Source organism: Nocardia sp. NPDC004415 (assembly GCF_053602435.1).
On sequence record NZ_JBSGDP010000001.1, the window covers coordinates 25,020 to 42,703 of the forward strand.

The 17,684-nt window shown below is 70.2% G+C and carries 16 protein-coding genes and 2 pseudogenes; 13 read left to right on the forward strand and 5 right to left on the reverse strand.

Translation table 11 applies throughout. From position 1 onward, the window contains the following. Nucleotides 1-137 precede the first annotated feature (137 nt). The 8 genes and pseudogenes from ACWEMY_RS00135 to ACWEMY_RS00170 all read left to right on the forward strand — a co-directional run. Nucleotides 138-677, forward strand: a pseudogene (locus ACWEMY_RS00135) (regulatory protein RecX); the annotation flags it as partial. A 162-nt stretch (nt 678-839) separates the two neighbouring features. Continuing rightward, nucleotides 840-992 (forward strand): annotated as a pseudogene (locus ACWEMY_RS00140) (recombination regulator RecX); the annotation flags it as partial. Nucleotides 993-1,216: 224 nt separating this feature from the next. Further along, entirely contained in the window at nt 1,217-1,867 is a 651-nt protein-coding gene (locus ACWEMY_RS00145; RefSeq protein ID WP_375935310.1) for an ABC transporter permease, read from the forward strand. Further along, on the forward strand, nt 1,860-3,020 hold the full coding sequence (locus tag ACWEMY_RS00150) for an ABC transporter ATP-binding protein (RefSeq protein ID WP_452388219.1): 1,161 nt from the start codon (nt 1,860-1,862) through the stop codon (nt 3,018-3,020). Before ACWEMY_RS00145 ends, ACWEMY_RS00150 begins: the two co-directional genes overlap by 8 nt. After that, complete coding sequence (locus ACWEMY_RS00155; RefSeq protein WP_452388220.1) at nt 3,017-3,811, forward strand: ABC transporter permease; 795 nt, start codon at nt 3,017-3,019, stop codon at nt 3,809-3,811. The genes ACWEMY_RS00150 and ACWEMY_RS00155 overlap by 4 nt, the downstream gene beginning before the upstream one ends. Then, nucleotides 3,808-4,806, forward strand: coding sequence for a glycine betaine ABC transporter substrate-binding protein (locus tag ACWEMY_RS00160; RefSeq protein WP_452388221.1), 999 nt, complete (start codon nt 3,808-3,810; stop codon nt 4,804-4,806). Before ACWEMY_RS00155 ends, ACWEMY_RS00160 begins: the two co-directional genes overlap by 4 nt. A 156-nt stretch (nt 4,807-4,962) precedes the next feature. Then, a complete protein-coding gene (locus ACWEMY_RS00165) occupies nt 4,963-5,820 on the forward strand; it encodes a 3-hydroxyacyl-CoA dehydrogenase (protein ID WP_452388222.1) in 858 nt (285 codons plus the stop codon). 40 nt (nt 5,821-5,860) lie between these two features. Next, the gene (locus tag ACWEMY_RS00170; protein WP_452388223.1) at nt 5,861-7,627 is read left to right on the forward strand and encodes an oleate hydratase; all 1,767 of its coding nucleotides are present in this window, start codon (nt 5,861-5,863) and stop codon (nt 7,625-7,627) included. Between the two features lie 52 nt (nt 7,628-7,679). Here the strand turns inward: ACWEMY_RS00170 and ACWEMY_RS00175 are convergent, their stop codons facing one another. The 4 genes from ACWEMY_RS00175 to ACWEMY_RS00190 all read right to left on the reverse strand — a co-directional run bounded on the left by ACWEMY_RS00175 (nt 7,680) and on the right by ACWEMY_RS00190 (nt 10,934). Further along, complete coding sequence (locus ACWEMY_RS00175; protein ID WP_452388224.1) at nt 7,680-8,573, reverse strand: amino acid ABC transporter permease; 894 nt, start codon at nt 8,571-8,573, stop codon at nt 7,680-7,682. Then, entirely contained in the window at nt 8,570-9,241 is a 672-nt protein-coding gene (locus ACWEMY_RS00180; RefSeq protein ID WP_375929110.1) for an amino acid ABC transporter permease, read from the reverse strand. The genes ACWEMY_RS00175 and ACWEMY_RS00180 overlap by 4 nt, the downstream gene beginning before the upstream one ends. Nucleotides 9,242-9,331: 90 nt before the next feature. Further along, nucleotides 9,332-10,168 carry a glutamate ABC transporter substrate-binding protein gene (locus ACWEMY_RS00185; RefSeq protein ID WP_375929109.1) on the reverse strand — a complete coding sequence of 279 codons (837 nt, stop codon included), beginning with the start codon at nt 10,166-10,168 and terminating at the stop codon, nt 9,332-9,334. Nucleotides 10,169-10,205: 37 nt separating this feature from the next. Continuing rightward, on the reverse strand, nt 10,206-10,934 hold the full coding sequence (locus tag ACWEMY_RS00190; protein ID WP_375935307.1) for an amino acid ABC transporter ATP-binding protein: 729 nt from the start codon (nt 10,932-10,934) through the stop codon (nt 10,206-10,208). 223 nt (nt 10,935-11,157) lie between these two features. Here ACWEMY_RS00190 and miaB point away from each other — a divergent pair, with 223 nt between their 5' ends. After that, complete coding sequence (gene miaB / locus ACWEMY_RS00195) at nt 11,158-12,702, forward strand: tRNA (N6-isopentenyl adenosine(37)-C2)-methylthiotransferase MiaB (protein WP_452388225.1); 1,545 nt, start codon at nt 11,158-11,160, stop codon at nt 12,700-12,702. Nucleotides 12,703-12,827: 125 nt separating this feature from the next. Continuing rightward, complete coding sequence (locus ACWEMY_RS00200) at nt 12,828-13,406, forward strand: Rv2732c family membrane protein (protein ID WP_375935304.1); 579 nt, start codon at nt 12,828-12,830, stop codon at nt 13,404-13,406. A gap of 55 nt (nt 13,407-13,461) precedes the next feature. On the opposite strand, the gene ACWEMY_RS00205 is transcribed toward ACWEMY_RS00200, so the two are convergent. After that, on the reverse strand, nt 13,462-14,841 hold the full coding sequence (locus ACWEMY_RS00205) for a DUF349 domain-containing protein (RefSeq protein ID WP_375929107.1): 1,380 nt from the start codon (nt 14,839-14,841) through the stop codon (nt 13,462-13,464). Nucleotides 14,842-15,104: 263 nt separating this feature from the next. Between ACWEMY_RS00205 and ACWEMY_RS00210 the strand changes: the two genes are divergently transcribed. The 3 genes from ACWEMY_RS00210 to ACWEMY_RS00220 are packed head-to-tail and all read left to right on the forward strand — an operon-like array spanning nt 15,105 to nt 17,655. Beyond that, the gene (locus ACWEMY_RS00210; protein ID WP_452388226.1) at nt 15,105-15,878 is read left to right on the forward strand and encodes a hypothetical protein; all 774 of its coding nucleotides are present in this window, start codon (nt 15,105-15,107) and stop codon (nt 15,876-15,878) included. After that, nucleotides 15,875-16,822 (forward strand): tRNA (adenosine(37)-N6)-dimethylallyltransferase MiaA, encoded by a 948-nt coding sequence (gene miaA, locus ACWEMY_RS00215; RefSeq protein WP_375929105.1) that lies wholly within the window; start codon nt 15,875-15,877, stop codon nt 16,820-16,822. Before ACWEMY_RS00210 ends, miaA begins: the two co-directional genes overlap by 4 nt. After that, on the forward strand, nt 16,819-17,655 hold the full coding sequence (locus ACWEMY_RS00220) for a TrmH family RNA methyltransferase (RefSeq protein WP_375929104.1): 837 nt from the start codon (nt 16,819-16,821) through the stop codon (nt 17,653-17,655). The genes miaA and ACWEMY_RS00220 overlap by 4 nt, the downstream gene beginning before the upstream one ends. Nucleotides 17,656-17,684: the final 29 nt, after the last annotated feature.

Here is a 17,684-nt window from a genome sequence, read left to right on the forward strand (position 1 = left end):
CGACCGGATTCGCCGATCGTCACCAATCACGGTATTCCGCTGCGCGGACCGGTGTCGATCATGAAGAGTGGGGGAGCGGGGGAGCAGACTCCCTGCCGACCGTCGTCGGTGGTGACGACGGACGGCAGGCGGATCCGGTGGCGGCCGGATCCGAGCCGGGAGAGCCCGACAGGCGGGCCGGCACACGCCGGCTCGCCCCGGGCGACCGGCCCGGCGCCACCGTGGACCAGGCCAAAGACGCCTGTTTGAACCTGTTGGCCGTGCGGGCCCGCAGCCGCGCCGAATTGGAGAAGCGGCTCGGCGAGAAGGGTTTCCGGCTCGAGGTGACCGCCGCCGCGCTCGACCGCCTCGCCGAGGTGGGCCTCATCGACGACACCGCCTTCGCCGAACAGTGGGTGCACGAACGGCACACCTACTCCGGCCGGGGCAAGAAGGCGTTGCAGCGCGAACTCAGGGACAAGGGTGTCGCACCCGGCGCCGCCGAGAACGCGCTCGCCGCCGTCACCGACGAGGCCGAACGCGCTCGCGCCACCGACCTGGTCCGGCGCAAACTCGCCACGCTCTCCCGGGATCTGGATCGCGACAAGGCGACCCGCCGACTCGTCGGCATGCTCGCCCGCCGCGGCTACGACCAGTCCACCGCCTTCGCCGTCGTCACGGCCGAACTCGCCGACGCGGGCTTCGAACACGCGCCACCCGCACGACATCGCGGGCCCGACGCCACCGGCGAGCAGGTACCCGCCCGGCTCGGGCGCGCGAAAGACTCCGCCGACGACGAGGTCGAACCGCCCCGCCGATCTCCACGCAGACCGGTCCCCGGTGACGAACAGGACGCCGCGGAACTGGTGCGCCGCAAGATCCGTTCCCTACCCGCCGACCTCGACCGCGCCAAAGCCACCCGCCGCCTGGTCGACATGCTGGCCCGCCGCGGCTACAGCCCGTCGGTCGCCTTCTCGGTGGTGAAAGCCGAACTGGCCGAGGCCGATCGGTGACTACTCGGTAAGCAGGGCCGGTCGACCGGGTGTGTGCGAACTGCCGCGCCGAGGGACGGTGCGGCGTAGGATGATTCGTCGCCGATGAAACATGGCTCAGCGCAGGCATTTTCGGAGCGCTGGGCGTCGGTGAGGTGTGGGGACGGAGTGTTTCACCCGGGGTGCGGGTGGGCATTCGGGGGAGCAGGGCCCGGTGTGGCCGTCGAGCGACGGGGAGGTGGACTCTGGACGCGTTGTGGTCGTTCGTGGTGAGCCGGCGGGAACAGTTGCTGCTCGACTCCTATCTGCACGTGTCGGCGGTGGTGCAGTCCCTGGTGGTCGCGACCCTGATCGCGGTGCTGCTCGGAATCCTGGTGTACCGGAGCCCGTTCGGGTCGGCGGCCGCGACCGCCACGGCGGGCGCGATTCTCACCGTGCCCTCGTTCGCGCTGCTCGGACTGCTCATCCCGTTCCTCGGGCTCGGTGTCGGGCCGACCATCGTGGCGCTGGTGCTGTACGCGCTGCTGCCGATCCTGCGCAATACCGTGCTCGGCCTGTCGAGCGTGGATCCGGCGGTGCTCGACGCCGCCCGCGGGGTCGGGATGGGCCGGTTGCGGCTGCTGACCACGATCGAGCTGCCGCTGGCGTGGCCGTCGATCCTCACCGGGATACGGGTCAGCACCCAGATGATCATGGGCATCCTGGCTTTGGCCGCCTACGCGAAGGGCCCGGGACTGGGCAATCTGATCATCTCGGGGCTCGGCCGTCTCGGCAGCCCCAACGCCGTGCCGCAGGCGCTCACCGGCACCGTCCTCGTCGTCGTGCTCGCGCTGGCGCTCGACGGCGTCCTGGTCCTGCTCGGACGGCTCACCATATCGAGGGGAATTCGTGACTGACACCGACACCCGCACCGGGGACGCGGTCTCCGGCGTCGAGATCGTGCTCGACCGGGTCACCAAACGCTATCCCGACCAGGCCGCGCCCGCGGTCGACGAAGTCAGCATGACGATTCCGGCCGGGCAGATCGTGGTGCTGGTCGGCCCCTCGGGCTGCGGCAAGACCACCACCATGCGGATGATCAACCGGCTGATCGAACCCAGTTCGGGCACCGTCACCATCGGCGGCCGCGACGCCGCCACCATCGACGCCGACGAATTGCGTCGCGGTATCGGCTATTCCATCCAGCAGGCGGGGCTGTTCCCGCATCTCACCGTCGCCAGGAACATCGCCACCGTGCCCGGCCTGCTCGGCTGGGACCGCAAGCGCACGGCAGCCCGCACCGACGAGATGCTCAGCCTGGTCGGCCTCGATCCCGGCACCTACCGCGATCGCTATCCCCGCCAGCTCTCCGGCGGCCAGCAGCAGCGCGTCGGCGTCGCCAGGGCCCTGGCCGCCGACCCGCCGGTGCTGCTGATGGACGAACCCTTCGGCGCCGTCGACCCGATCACCCGCGCCCTGCTCCAGGACGAACTGCTGCGCCTGCAGGGTGAACTCGGCAAGACCATCGTCTTCGTCACCCACGATTTCGGCGAAGCCGTGAAACTGGGCGACCGGATCGCGGTGCTCGGTGACCGCTCGCGCATCCTGCAGTACGACACCCCCGCCGCGATCCTGGCCGCCCCCGCCGACGACACCGTCGCCGGTTTCGTCGGCGCGACCCCGGCCATCGACCGCCTCGGCCTGGCCGTGCTCGGCGATCTCGACCTCGACCGCGGCGTCACCGCTGCCACCGGCACCACTCCCGCCGAGCTGGCCACGGCCCTCGGCGCGGCCGACCGTCCCTGGGCCGTCCTCCTCGACGACCGGCACCGGCCCACCCGCAGGGTCACGGCAGGCGAACTCGCCCACGCGGATTCGCTCACCGGCCTCGGCACCCCGATCGGCGTCACCCTGCCCGCCGACGCCACCCTCCAGGACGCGCTCGCGGTGCTGCTCACCGACCGCACGGCCTCCGCGGTCGTCCTCGACACCGCGGGCGCCTACGCGGGCATCGTCACCGTCGACACCCTGATCGCGCACCTGGCGCCGACCGAAACGGCACCGGCATGACGGCGGCGGCACCGCGCGCGATCACCGATGCCCCGCCCGCCGCCGCCCCCGCGGCGCAGCGACGGGCCGAGCTGCTGCGCCTGCTGGTCCAGCCGGTGCTGGTGCTGATACTCACCGTCGGGGTGCTGGTGTGGGCGTTCCGGCGCGATCTCACCGTCACCCAGCAGGCCAGCATCAGTGTGCGCAACATCGCCGAGGTCACCTGGCAGCACGTGCTGATCACGGCGGCGGTGGTGCTCATCGTGGTGGCCGTGGCAGTGCCGCTGGGAACGCTGCTCTCGCGCAAACGGTTCCGTGGGCTCGCGCCGATCTTCGTCGGCATCGCCAATATCGGCGCCTCCGCGCCCGCCATCGGGTTGATCGTGCTGTGCTACCTGGTCACCCGGACCACCGGATTCTGGGTGGGCGTGGCGCCCATCGCGTTCTGCTCGGTGCTACCGGTGCTGCGCAACACCATCCTGGGCTACCAGCAGGTCGACCCGGCCCTGATCGACGCGGGCCGCGGGCAGGGCATGTCGGGCGCGCAGGTGTTGCGCCGCATCGAGTTCCCGCTGGCCGTGCCCTACATCCTGGCCGGTCTGCGCACCGCGCTGGTGCTGGCGGTCGGTACGGCGACGTTGTCGTTCATGGTGAGCGCGGGCGGGCTGGGCATCCTCATCGACACCGGCTACAAACTGCGCGACACGGTCACCCTGACGCTGGGCGCGGTGCTGGCCGTGGCGCTCGCGCTGCTGGTGGACTGGCTCGGCGCGCTGGCCGAACAGTATCTGGGACCGAGGGGGTTGCGGTGAACCGATCACTGCGCGCGCTCGCGGCGGCGCTCGGCCTGCTGCTGCTGGCGAGCTGCGGGCTGCAATCGGGCAGTTCGGTGCCGCTGCCGGTCGGGCCGGGCAGTATCGAGCCGGTGCCCGCCCTCGACGGTGTCGCGATCACGGTGGGCTCCAAGGACTTCACCGAGGCCAATATCCTCGGTTACCTCATCGAATTCGCGCTCACCGCCGCGGGCGCGAACGTGCGCGATCTCACCAACATCCAGGGCTCCAACAGCCTGCGCGACGCCCAGCTGCACGGGCAGATCGACATCGCCTACGACTACACCGGCACCGGCTGGATCAACTACCTGGGCAAGGAGAAGCCGATCGTGGCCGACCCGGCGAACCCCGCCTCGGTCGAGGTCCAGCAGTTCGAGGCCACCCGCGACGCCGACCTGGCCGAACACGACATGGTGTGGGCCGCCATGGCCCCGATGAACAACACCTACGCCCTGGTCACCAGCAGGCGGGTCGCCGAGGAGACCGGGGTGCGCACGCTGTCGGACTACGCGCGCCTGCTCGCCCGCGACCCGGCCGCGGCCACCACCTGCGTCGGCACCGAGTTCAATGTGCGCCCCGACGGCTATCCCGGCCTGGCGGCCGCGTACGGCATCGACCCGGCCGCGGCCCGCAGGCAGATCGTCCAGGACGCCCTGGTCTACCAGGCCACCGCCGACGCCGCCCAGTGCCGCTTCGGCTCGGTGGCCGCCACCGACGGCCGCATCCCCGCCCTGGATCTGGTGCTGCTCGACGACGATCGCGGCTTCTTCCCGAAGTACAACGCCGCGCTGGTCATGCGCCAGGATTTCGCGCAGGCCCATCCCGAGGTCGTCGAGATCATGGCGCCGATCTCGGCGCGGCTCACCAACGAGGTGATCACCGAGCTCAACCGGCGCGTCGACATCGACGGCGCCGAACCCGAGGACATCGCCCGCGACTGGCTCGTCGCCGAGGGACTGGTCACCGCAGGCTGAGCTGCGCGCCCGCGCCGGGTTGCCGAACTGTTACCCCCAACCCGCCCGAGATGTCCGATACGCGGGGCTCGTCGTCCCCACAGCCCCGGAGATCCGGGCCATGATGGAGGGCGGTGGTGACACACCGCAACCGACACAGCGAGTGGAGGAGCGTCCATGACCATCGAGTTCCGCAAGGTGACCGTGCTGGGTACCGGCGTACTGGGATCGCAGATCGCGTACCAGACCGCCTTCCACGGCTTCGACGTCACCGCCTACGACATCGACGACGCGGCCGTCACCGCCGCCCGGAAACGGTTCGACGTGCTGGCGAGCACCTACCAGCAGGAGGTGCCGGGCGCCGACGCGGACAAGACCACCGCGACCGCGCAGGGCATCACCCTCACGACCGACCTCGCCGCGGCCGCCGCAGCCGACCTGATCATCGAGGCCGTGCCGGAGGTGCTCTCGATCAAGCGCGACCTGTACACCCGCCTCGGCGAGCTGGCCCCCGAACGCACCGTCTTCGCGACCAACTCCTCGACGCTGCTGCCCAGCGACATGGTCGGCTACACCGGCCGCCCCGACCGGTTCCTGGCGCTGCACTTCGCCAACCGCGTCTGGAAGTTCAACACCGCCGAGGTGATGGGCACCGAGCAGACCGATCCGGAGGTGTTCGACTCCGTCGTCGCCTTCGCCGAGCAGATCGGGATGGTGCCGATCGAACTGCACAAGGAGAAGGCAGGCTACGTGCTCAACTCGCTGCTGGTGCCGTTCCTCAACTCCGGTATCGCGCTCGCGGCGGGCGGCTACGCCGAACCCGAGGCGGTGGACAAGACCTGGCGGATCGCCACGGGCGCGCCGATGGGCCCGTTCCAGATCCTCGACATCGTCGGGCTGACCACGCCGTACAACATCCTCAACGACAGCGGCAACGAGCAGACCCAGCAGCTCGCCGACTGGCTGAAGCAGAACTACATCGACAAGGGCAAGCTCGGCATCGCCTCGGGGGAGGGCTTCTACCGCTACAGCTAGGCACGCACCCGTCGAGGTCCGGATCGGACGAAGGAGTGGGATGTACTACAGCAGTGGCAATTACGAAGCGTTCGCCCGCCCCCGCAAGCCCGAGGGCGTCGACGACAAGACCGCCTGGTTCGTCGGGGCGGGCCTGGCCTCGATGTCGGGGGCGGCGTTCCTGATCCGCGACGGGCAGCTGCCCGGCGACAGGATCACCGTGCTGGAACGGCTGCCGCTGCCCGGCGGCGCCCTTGACGGCATCAAGAGACCGAAGAAGGGGTTCGTCATCCGCGGCGGGCGCGAGATGGAGAACCACTTCGAGTGTCTGTGGGACCTGTTCCGCTCGGTGCCCTCGATGGAGATCGACGGCGCCAGCGTGCTCGACGAGTTCTACTGGCTCAACAAGGACGACCCGAACTTCTCGCTGCAACGCGCCACCGTCGACCGCGGCCAGGACGCGCACACCGACGGCCTGTTCACCCTCACCGACCGCGCGCAGAAGGACATCGTGAAGGTCTTCCTCGCCACCCGCGAGGAGATGGCGAACAAGCGCATCGACGAGGTGTTCGGCGCGGACTTCCTGGCCAGCAACTTCTGGCTGTATTGGCGCACCATGTTCGCCTTCGAGGAATGGCACAGCGCGCTCGAGATGAAGCTCTACCTGCACCGGTTCATCCACCACATCGGTGGGCTGCCGGATTTCTCGGCGCTGAAGTTCACCAAGTACAACCAGTACGAGTCGCTGGTGCTGCCGCTGTACCGGTGGCTGCTCGATCAGGGCGTGACCTTCCGTTTCGACACCGAGGTCACCGATATCGACTTCGCGATCACGCCCGAGCGCAAGCAGGCCACCCGCATCCACTGGACCGCCGACGGGCAGCAGGGCGGGGTCGACCTCACCGAGAACGACCTGGTGTTCACCACCATCGGCTCGCTCACCGAGAACTCCGACGAGGGCGATCAGCACACCCCCGCCGAGCTCGACGAGGGTCCGGCGCCCGCGTGGGATCTGTGGCGGCGCATCGCGGCCAAGGACCCCGCCTTCGGGCATCCGGGCGTGTTCGCTGACCACATTCCGGAGACGAAATGGGAGTCCGCCACCGTCACCACGCTCGACGAGCGAATTCCCCGCTATATCCGCAAGATCTGCAAGCGGGACCCGTTCAGCGGCAAGGTCGTCACCGGTGGCATCGTCACGGTGAAGGACTCGTCGTGGCTGATGAGCTGGACGGTGAACCGGCAGCCGCACTTCAAGCAGCAGCCGCCCGACCAGATCGTGGTGTGGGTGTACGCGCTGTTCGCCGACACCCCTGGCGACTACGTCGACAAGTCGATGCAGGAGTGCACAGGCGAGGAGATCACCCGGGAATGGCTCTACCACCTGGGTGTACCCGAGGCCGAGATCGATGAGCTGGCGGCCGGGGCGGCGACGTGTGTGCCGGTGATGATGCCGTACGTGACCGCGTTCTTCATGCCGCGCCAGGACGGTGACCGGCCCCAGGTCGTGCCCGCCGGCGCGGTGAACTTCGCGTTCATCGGGCAGTTCGCCGAGACCACCCGCGACTGCATCTTCACCACCGAGTACTCGGTGCGCACGGGCATGGAGGCGGCCTACCAGCTGCTGGGCATCGAACGCGGTGTGCCGGAGGTGTTCGGCTCGACCTACGACATCCGGGCGCTGCTCGCGGCCACCAGCCGGTTGCGTGACGGCGCCGAGATGACCCTGCCCGGCCCGAAATTCGTGCGGACCAAGCTGCTCGGCAAGCTCGACGACACCGAGATCGGCGCGCTGCTGCGCGATTCCGGACTGCTCGGCGAGGACTGAACACAGCACCGCGGGCCCGCTCGGATCGAGCGGGCCCGCGGTGTGGGTGGGGCTACTTCTTGGTGATATCGACGCCGGGCGCGGCGTCGGTGAGGATCGAATCGACCCCGAGGACGGCCCCGCCCTTCTTGCGGCGCGAGCGCAACCGCTTCTCCAGCCGGGTCGCCAGGAAGGTCAGCGCCAGGTTCAGCGAGATCATGATCACCGCCACCACCATCAGGGCGGGGATGGTGTTCTGCTGCGAGGCACCCACCTGCTGACCCGAGCGCACCAGTTCCACATAGGTGATCTGGTAGCCCAGCGCGGTGTCCTTGAGCACCACCACCATCTGCGAGACCAACGCGGGCAGCATCGCGGTGACCGCCTGCGGCAGCAGCACCAGCCGCATCAGCTGGCCCTTGCGCAGGCCCAGCGCCACCGCGGCCTCGGTCTGGCCCTTGGGCAGCGCCTTGATACCCGCCCGCACGATCTCGGCGATCACCGAGGCGTTGTAGATCACCAGCGCGATGACCACCGCGGCCAGCGCCAGATCGTCGGAGCGGAACAGCTTGTACTCACCGAACAGCGCGAACAGGAAGATCATCAGGATCAGCACCGGGATGGCGCGGGCCAGCTCGACGACCGCGCCCGCGGTCCAGCGCACCCACCGGTGATCCGACAGACGCAGGATGCCGAAGAGCATGCCGAAGAACAGCGCGCCCACGATCGAGATGGCCGCCGCGAGCAGCGTGCCGCGCAGGCCGGGCAGCAGGTAGGTCTCCCAGACCCCGGACTCCAGGAACGGCTTCCACTTCTCCGCGGTGAACTGGCCCTTGTCGGCGAAGGCGTCGAAGAGCCACCAGCCCGCCGCCACCAGCGCGATCACGACCAGCAGCGAATAGAGGTGGTGGCGCAGCCGGGCGCGGGGGCCCGGTGCGTCGAACAGGACCGACGCGCCTGAACTCATCGTGCCACCTCGTATCGCTTGGCCAGCCAGCCGAAGAACAGGCCGGTGGGCAGGGTGAGGATCACGAACCCGAGCGCGAAGATCGCGCCGATGGCCAGGATCGCGGCCTCGTTCTCGTTCATCTCGCTCATCAGCAACGCCGCCTCGCCGACCCCGATGGCCGAGGCGATGGTGGAGTTCTTCGTCAGCGCGATCAGCACGCTGCCCAGCGGCGCGATGACCGCGCGGAAAGCCTGCGGCAGCACGATCAGCCGCAGGTTCTGCGCGAAGCCGAACCCGAGCGAGCGCCCGGCCTCGGACTGCCCGAGGGCCACGGTGTTGATGCCCGAGCGCAGCGACTCGCACACGAACGAGGCGGTGTAGACGCTCAGGCCGACCACGGCCCAGCGGAAGTTGTTGTCCACCAGGGACTCACCGGCCAGCTTCCAGCCCAGCGTGTTGTACAGGCCGAGCGAGCAGAACACGATGATCAGGGTCAGGGGGGTGTTGCGGAAGATCGACACATAGGTCGCGCCGACCCAGCGGGCGACCGGGATGGGCGAGACCCGCATGCCCGCGACGATCGTCCCGAGGATCAGCGCGCCGATCGCCGAGAAGAACGTCAGCTTGATGGTCACCCAGAAGGCGTCGAGGATTTCGGAGTGATACCTCGAGATCAGGTCGAACACGGACGCGCGTCCTCCGATCGATAGGGACAGGGCAAAGGGAACCGCGGCACCCGGTGACGCGGACGGACCACGGCACCGGGTGCGCGGGGATCAGTAACGATCGATGGTCGGCGGCGCGGGCACCGCGATGCCGGTACCGGCGAAGTTCTTCTCCTGCGAAGCCTTCCACGAACCGTCGGCGATCATCGCCTCGATCGCGTCGTTGACCTTGGTGCGCAGTTCGGTGTCGCCCTTCTTCAGGCCGACGCCGTACTTCTCGGTGGTGAACGGCTTGTTCACCAGCTTGAAGACACCGGGCGCCTGGGCGGCGTAACCGGCGAGGATGACGTTGTCGGTGGTGACCGCGTCCATCGCCCCGTTGCGCAGCGCGTCGATGCACAGCGAGTAGGTGTCGTAGGTCTGCAGCTGCGCCTGCGGGTACTTGTCCTTGATGTTCTGCGCGGGCGTGGAGCCCTTCACCGAGCAGACCTTCTTGCCGTCGAGCGACTCGGGGCCGGTGATGTCGGTGTTGTCGGCGCGCACCAGCAGGTCCTGGCCCGCGACGTAGTAGGGGCCGCCGAAGTCGACCTTCTCCTTGCGCTTGTCGGTGATCGAGTAGGTGGCGACGATGTAGTCGACCTGGCCGTTCTCGATCAGCGTCTCGCGCTGGCCCGACGGGGCCTCCTTGAAGGTGATGTTCTCCGGCTTCACACCCAGCTTGCCCGCGACGTAGGTGGCCACGTCGACGTCGAAGCCGCTGTAGGTGCCGTCGGTGTTGCGCAGGCCCAGGCCCGGCTGGTCGAACTTGATGCCGATGGTGAGCTTGCCGTCCTTGGCGTTGTCCAGCGCCGAGTTCTCGTCACCACCGCCGCAGGCCGCGGTCACGGTCGCGGCCAGCGCGACCGCCACGGCGCCGATGCCGACGCGCACCGCACGATTGATCCTCATCGAGTTTCCTTCTCCCTCTTGTGGTGTGGATACGACGTCAGTGGCTGAGAATCTTGCCGAGGAAGTCCTTGGCGCGATCCGAGGTCGGGTTGGTGAAGAACGCTTCGGGCGCGGCGTCCTCGACGATCTCGCCGTCGGCCATGAACAGCACGCGGTCACCGGCGCGGCGCGCGAAGCCCATCTCGTGGGTGACCACGAGCATGGTCATGCCCTCCTTGGCCAGCGAGACCATCACCTCGAGCACCTCGTTGACCATCTCCGGGTCCAGCGCGGAGGTCGGCTCGTCGAAGAGCATCACCTTGGGGTCCATCGCCAGCGAGCGGGCGATGGCCACGCGCTGCTGCTGACCACCGGAGAGCTGGGCGGGGTACTTGTCGGCCTGGTTGGCGATGCCGACCCGCTCGAGCAGCGCCAGCGCGTGCTTGCGGGCGTCGTCCTTCTTCTTGCCGCGCACCTTCATCGGCGCGAGCATGACGTTGTCCAGGATCGTCTTGTGCGCGAACAGGTTGAACGACTGGAACACCATGCCCACCTCGGCGCGCAGCGCGGCCAGCGCTTTTCCCTCGGCGGGCAGCGCGACACCGTCGACGGCGATGTCGCCGGAATCGATCGGTTCGAGCCGGTTGATGGTGCGGCACAGGGTCGATTTCCCCGAGCCCGAGGGGCCGAGGACGATCACGACCTGCCCGCGGGGCACATCGAGGGTGATATCGCGCAGGACGTGGAGGTCACCGAAGTGCTTGTCCACGTTGCGCATCGAGATCATCGGCGGCGCAGCGGCAGTGGCTGGCCCGTCGGCGTTCCCGGTCGCGGGTGCGGCGTCGTCGGTCATGGACAGAAACCTTAGGCGTTCTTCGGAGATTTGCCCGCCTTTCGGCGACTCGCCGTCCCGGCACGCCGGGCCGCAACCCGCCGGTAACCTACCGGGACCAGGCCCGTCTCCCGACCGCGACGCAGACCACCTCGGGTGCTGCCCGTACCCTGGACGGGTGGATTCGAACGGACAGGACGCGACGCAGCGCGCGCACCCGCAGGCGCGCAGTTACGAGGTCCGCACCTTCGGCTGCCAGATGAACGTACACGACTCCGAACGCTTGTCCGGCCTGCTCGAGGACGCGGGCTATGTGAAGGCGGCACCCGAGGACACCCCCGACCTGGTGGTGTTCAACACCTGCGCGGTGCGCGAGAACGCCGACAACAAGCTCTACGGCACGCTGGGTCATCTGGCCCCGGTCAAGCAGGGCCGCCCGGGCATGCAGATCGCCGTCGGCGGCTGCCTGGCGCAGAAGGACCGCGAGACCGTGGTGCGCAAGGCGCCGTGGGTCGACGTGGTCTTCGGTACGCACAACATCGGGTCGCTGCCGGTGCTGCTCGAACGCGCCCGGCACAACGAGCAGGCCCAGGTCGAGATCCTCGAGTCGCTCGAGGCGTTCCCGTCCACCCTGCCCGCCAAGCGCGAGTCGGCCTACGCGGGCTGGGTGTCGATCTCGGTGGGCTGCAACAACACCTGCACGTTCTGTATCGTGCCCGCGCTGCGCGGCAAGGAGGTCGACCGCCGCCCCGGCGACGTGCTCGCCGAAGTGCAGGCGCTGGTCGAGCAGGGCGTGCTCGAGGTGACGCTGCTGGGCCAGAACGTGAACTCCTACGGCGTGAACTTCGTCGACCCGGAGCAGCCGCGTGATCGCGGCGCCTTCGCCCAGCTGCTGCGCGCGACCGGGCAGATCGAGGGCCTGGAGCGGGTGCGGTTCACCTCGCCGCATCCGGCCGAATTCACCGACGACGTCATCGAGGCCATGGCGCAGACGCCCACCGTGTGCCCGCAGCTGCACATGCCGTTGCAGTCCGGCTCCGACCGCGTGCTCAAGGCGATGCGCCGCTCCTACCGCAAGCAGCGTTTCCTCGGCATCATCGACAAGGTGCGCGCCGCCATGCCGCACGCCTCGATCACCACCGACATCATCGTCGGCTTCCCCGGCGAGACCGAGGAGGACTTCCAGGAGACCCTGGACGTGGTGCGCAAGGCGCGCTTCACCAGCGCGTACACCTTCCAGTACTCCAAGCGGCCCGGCACCCCGGCCGCCGACCTGCCCGACCAGCTGCCCAAGGCGGTCGTGCAGGAACGCTACGACCGGCTGATCGCCCTGCAGGAGCAGGTCTCGCTCGAGGGCAACCAGGCGCTGATCGGCACCGAGGTGGAGCTGCTGGTCGCCGAGGGCGCGGGAAAGAAGAACGCGGCCACCGCCCGGATGAGTGGGCGTGCCCGCGACGGCAGGCTGGTGCACTTCCGGCCCGGTGACGAGTCGGGGATCCGTCCCGGCGACATCGTCGTCGTCGACATCACCGCGGCCGCGCCGCACCACCTGATCGCCGACGGCGTGGTGAAGTCGCACCGGCGGACCCGCGCGGGCGACGCGCACGAGCGGGGCGTCACCCCCAAGACCGCGCCGATCGGGGTGGGTCTGGGCCTGCCGCGCATCGGGGCGCCCGTGGTCGAGCCCGTGACCGAGGGCTGCTCGACCGGCTGCCCGGCGTGAACGCGCCCGCAGGCGGGACCGAACCTACTACCGATCGTAGTGGGTCGCCCGACGGCGACCCGGCCGGTGATGGCACAGTGGAGACCAGCAACGACCAGCCTGCCGACAACAGGAGCGAGAACGCGGTGACCCGGGTGGACGACGACCAGGATTTCGAACAGTTTCGCGGTGAGCTCGACGCGGTGGAGCGCCGCATCGCCGGGGAGATCGATCCCGGCGCACGCGCCATGGTGGTGGCGGGCGCGGTCTTCGCGCTGCTGATCTCGCTGGTGCTGCCGCACACGGGCACCGCGCGCGGCTTCGACGTGCTGCTCAACACCGACGCCGCCCGGCTCGAGCACATCGGGCTGCCCTCGCGGCTGTTCGTCTGGCTGGTCATCGTGTTCGGTGTCGGCTTCTCACTGCTGGCGCTGACCACCCGCCGCTGGGTGCTGGCCTGGCTGGCGGTCGCCGGCTCGGCGGTGGCCAGTGTGTTCGGCGTGCTGTCCATCTGGCACCGGCAGACCCCCGGCCTGGGCAACTACGAGGGCACGGGTCCCGGCATCGGCCTGATCCTGGGCACCATCGCGATCATGGTGCTGACCTTCCACTGGGTGCGTGTGGTGTGGAGCCGCACCGCGGTGCAGCTGGCCGCCGAGGAACAGCGCCGCAATGCCGCCCGCGAGGCCGAGGAACGCGACCGCAAGCGCCTCAACGGCGAATAGACCCCGCAGACGACGAAGCCCCCGGCCGATTCCGGCCGGGGGCTTCGTCGTGGTCTCACCGGTTGCTGACGGCGCCTTCGGCCGCTTCGGCCCACTCGCGCCACTGCTTGGCCTGCTCGAGCGCCTTCTCCGCGTCGCGCTTCTTGCCCGCGGCGGTGGCCTTGGCGGCCTGCTCCTCGAACTGGGCGACCCGCTCGCGGAACTGCGCGGCCCTGGCCACGGCCTCCGGATCGGTGCGCCGCCACTGCTGGTCGGCGGCGTCGCGCACCCGCTTCTCGATGGTGCGCAGCTTGCCTTCCAGCTCCTGCATCCGCTCGCGCGGGACCTTGCCGATGGCGTCCCACTTGTCCTGCAGTTCGCGCAGCGCGGCCCGGGCGGCCTCGAGCCCGGTGGCCGGGTCGATGTGCTCGTAGGCGGCCAGCAGTTCCTGCTTGGCGGTGGCATTGTGCTCGAACTCGGCGTCGCGCTCGGAGACGGCCGCGTTGCGGGCGGCGAAGAACACGTCCTGGGCGCTCTTGAACCGCCGCCACAGCGCCTCGTCGGCCTCGCGCGGTGCGCGGCCCGCGGCCTTCCACTCGGTGAGCAGATCGCGGAACACCGCGGCGGTGCCGGTCCAGTCGGTGGAACCCGACAGCTCCTCGGCGCGCACGCACAGCTCTTCCTTGCGCGTCTTGGCCGAGGCGCGCTCCCGGTCGAGCTCGGCGAAGTGCGCGCCGCGGCGGCGGTTGAACGCCTCGCGGGCCTTGGAGTAGCGCTTCCACAGCGCGTCGTCGACCTTGCGATCGACGCCACGGATGGACTTCCACTCGTCGAGGATCTCGCGCAGCCGGTCGCCCGCGGCCTTCCACTGGGTGGATTCGGCGGCGATCTGCTCGGCCTCGGCGGCGAGGGCTTCCTTGCGCTCGGTGTGCTCGTGCCGGGCGCGCTCCTTCTCCTCCTTGGCGTGCGCGGCGGCTTCCTCGGAGTGCTCGGTGATCGCCTGCAGCCGGGTCGCCAGGCCGTCGATGTCGCCGATGACGGCGGCGGTCGGCAGCGTCTCGGCGATGGCGAGCGCGGCGGCCTTGGTCTTGCGCGCGTCGGCGCCCGCGGCCAGCCGGGCCTCGAGCAGGGCCACCTCGGTGGCCAGATCGTCGAAGCGGCGGCCGAAATGCTCGAGCCCCTCGGCGGCGTCGCCCGCCTGCCAGGAGCCGATGACGCGTTCACCGTCGGCGGTCTTGACCCACGCGGTGCCGTCCTCGTCGACGCGGCCCCACTTGCTGGGGTCGGTCACGGTCGGCACGACCACGGGGTGCGGGTGCGGTTGATCGGGGCCCGGCGCCGGTTTCACGGCATGAGGCTTCGGCGGACGCGGAGACTGTCCACCGGGCTTGGGGGTACCGGACGGTCGCGGGCCCGGACCGGGGGTGGGCTTCGCGGTTCCGTTGCTGTCGGTCATTGCTCTCCGTCCCTGCCGCGCGTCACGGCTGCCTGGTTACGCCCTAGCACATCCCATTGAACCCGGTTCGCGCCGAGGAAACCATCGATCCGGGGGATCGGATGCCGCATTTCCTGGGATTTCGTCCCGGGCGACGTGGGTAGTCGCACCAGAAAACACTAGCAATCCCGGCCGGTATCACCGCGCCGGACACTCGCAGTCCACCACCGGGTCACCGTGCGCCGGGTGCGGGGCCCCGCGCGCCGTACGGCTACGGTTACCGCGTGTTCTCGATAGCGGCCCTGGTCCCGTCGCCGCCGATGCTGGTGCCCGAACTGTGCGGACGTGCGCCCGCGCCCGGCGCCGATCCCGGCGACCCGGTCGTGGCGCTGCGCACCGCCGCCTTCGACGCGGCGACCGCGCTGGCCGCCGTGGCCGAGCGCTGGACCGTGCTCGGGGTCGGCGAGCGCGACGGGAACTTCGGTCCGGCGACCACCGGCACCTTCCGTGGGTTCGGCGCCGATGTCGTCGTCGGGCTGGGCCCCGCCTCGGTTCCGCCCGCTCCAGCAGACGCCCAGCTTCCGCTGCCGGTGCTGGTCGCCGGATGGTTGCGGGAACAGGTCGCGCCCACGATCTCGATCCAGGCCCGGCTGCTGGCCGCCGACACCACACCCGCCGAATGCCTGCGTGCCGGTGCCGCGCTGCGCGCCGAACTCGACGCCGACCCGGCCCCGCACGCGGTGCTGGTCCTCGCCGACGGCGCCGCCACCCTGACCCTGGCGGCCCCCGGCTACCTCGACGACCGCGCCGCACCCGTCCAGACCGCTCTCGACACCGCCCTGCGCACCGGTTCGCGCGCCGGGCTGGCCGCGCTCGACCCCGCGCTGTGCGTGGAACTGGTGCTCGACGGTCGCGCCGCCTACCAGGCGCTGGGCGGGCTGTTCGCCGGTGATCCCGCCGACCCGCGGGTGCGTACCCTCTACCAGGGCGCTCCCTACGGCGTCGGCTACGACGTGAGCGTGTGGCATCCCTGCGGACAGGAAGGTGACGGTCGGTGACCAGCGGGTTCGACCGTCCCCTCGCCGTCGTCGGCCCGACCGCCACCGGCAAGTCCGACCTGGCCCTCGACCTCGCCGAACGGCTCGGCGGCGAGATCGTCAACATCGACGCGATGCAGCTCTACCGCGGCATGGACGTGGGCACCGCGAAACTGCCCCCGGACCAGCGCCGGGGCATCCCGCACCACCTCCTCGACGTCCTCGACGTCACCGAGACCGCCACGGTGGCGGCCTACCAGAGCGCCGCGGTGGCCGTGGTCACCGACATCCTGGCGCGCGGGCACGTGCCGGTCGTCGTCGGCGGCTCGATGATGTACGTGCAGGCCCTGCTGGACCAGTGGGATTTCCCCGCCACCGATCCCGAGGTGCGGGCGCGCTGGGAGGCGCTGCTGGCCGAGGGCGGGGTCGCGGCCGTGCACGCGGCGCTGCGCGCGGCCGACCCGGTCGCCGCGGACACCATCCTGCCCACCGACGGCAGGCGGATGGTGCGCGCGCTCGAGGTCGTCGAGCTGACCGGCAAGCCGTTCGCCGCCTCGGCCCCCACCATCGGCGCCCCGCGCTGGAACACCCGCATCCTCGGCGTCGACCGGGAGACCGCCGCGCTGGACGCCCGCATCGAGGCGCGCACCGCCCTCATGTTCGACACCGGCCTGGTCGAGGAGGTCCGCACACTGCTCGACGCGGGCCTGCGCGAGGGCCAGACCGCCCGCCGCGCGATCGGCTACGCCCAGGTGCTGGCCCATCTCGACGGCGAATACGATCTCGCCCACGCCCGCGAGCGCACCCTCATCGGCACCCGCCGGTACGTGCGCAGGCAGCGGTCGTGGTTCCGTCGCGATCCCCGGGTGTCCTGGGTCGACGGCGCCGACCCCGAGCTCGCCGCGACCGCGCTGGCCCTGCTCACCGCTGATCAACCAGACCCGACAGGACGGACCGCGCAGTGACCCGACGAGTGAGTACCCGCAATGCCTCGGTGCAGGTGTGGCAGGCCTATCTCAACAACCGGACGAAACGTCATCGTGACGGCCGGTTCCTCGTGCAGGGCGTGCGGCCGATCACCCAGGCCATCGACAACGGCTGGCCGCTCGAGACCCTGCTCTACCGTCTGGGCACCCCGGATCTGTCGAACTGGGCGCGCGAACTGCTCGACACCGCCGATGTCCCGCAGGTCGGGCTGGTGCCCGAGCTGATGGCCGAACTGGGTGAGAAGGCGGCGAGCATCCCGGAGATCGTCGCGGTCGCGGTGTCGCGCCAGCCCGATCCGGCCGAGTTCGCGCCGGGCGAGCCGGGGGAGGACGCGCCGGTCGTGGTGGTCTTCGACCGGCCGAACTCGCCCGGCAACCTCGGCACCCTCATCCGCTCGGCCGACGCCTTCGGCGCGTCCGGGGTGATCGTCACCGGCCACGGCGCCGACCAGTTCGACCCGCAGGCCGTGCGCGCCTCCACCGGCTCGCTGTTCTCCGTCCCGGTGCTGCGCGCCGCGGGCCCCGCCCAGGTCCTCGAATTCCGGGACCGCCAGATCGCGCGCGGCATCCCCACCCGCATCGTCGGCACCGACGAGGGCGCGCCCAGCACGATCTACGACCACGACTTCACCGAGGCCACCATCCTGGTCGTGGGCAACGAGACCTCCGGGATGAGCGCGGCGTGGGCCGACGCCTGCGACGACCTGGTCACCATCCCGATGGGCGGCACCGCCAGCTCGCTGGGCGCGCCCTCGGCCGGGGCGATCGGTCTCTACGAGATCGCCCGGCAGCGGCGCACCTTCGCCCGGTAGCGGGCCCGCCCGCACGGCAGGGGACAATG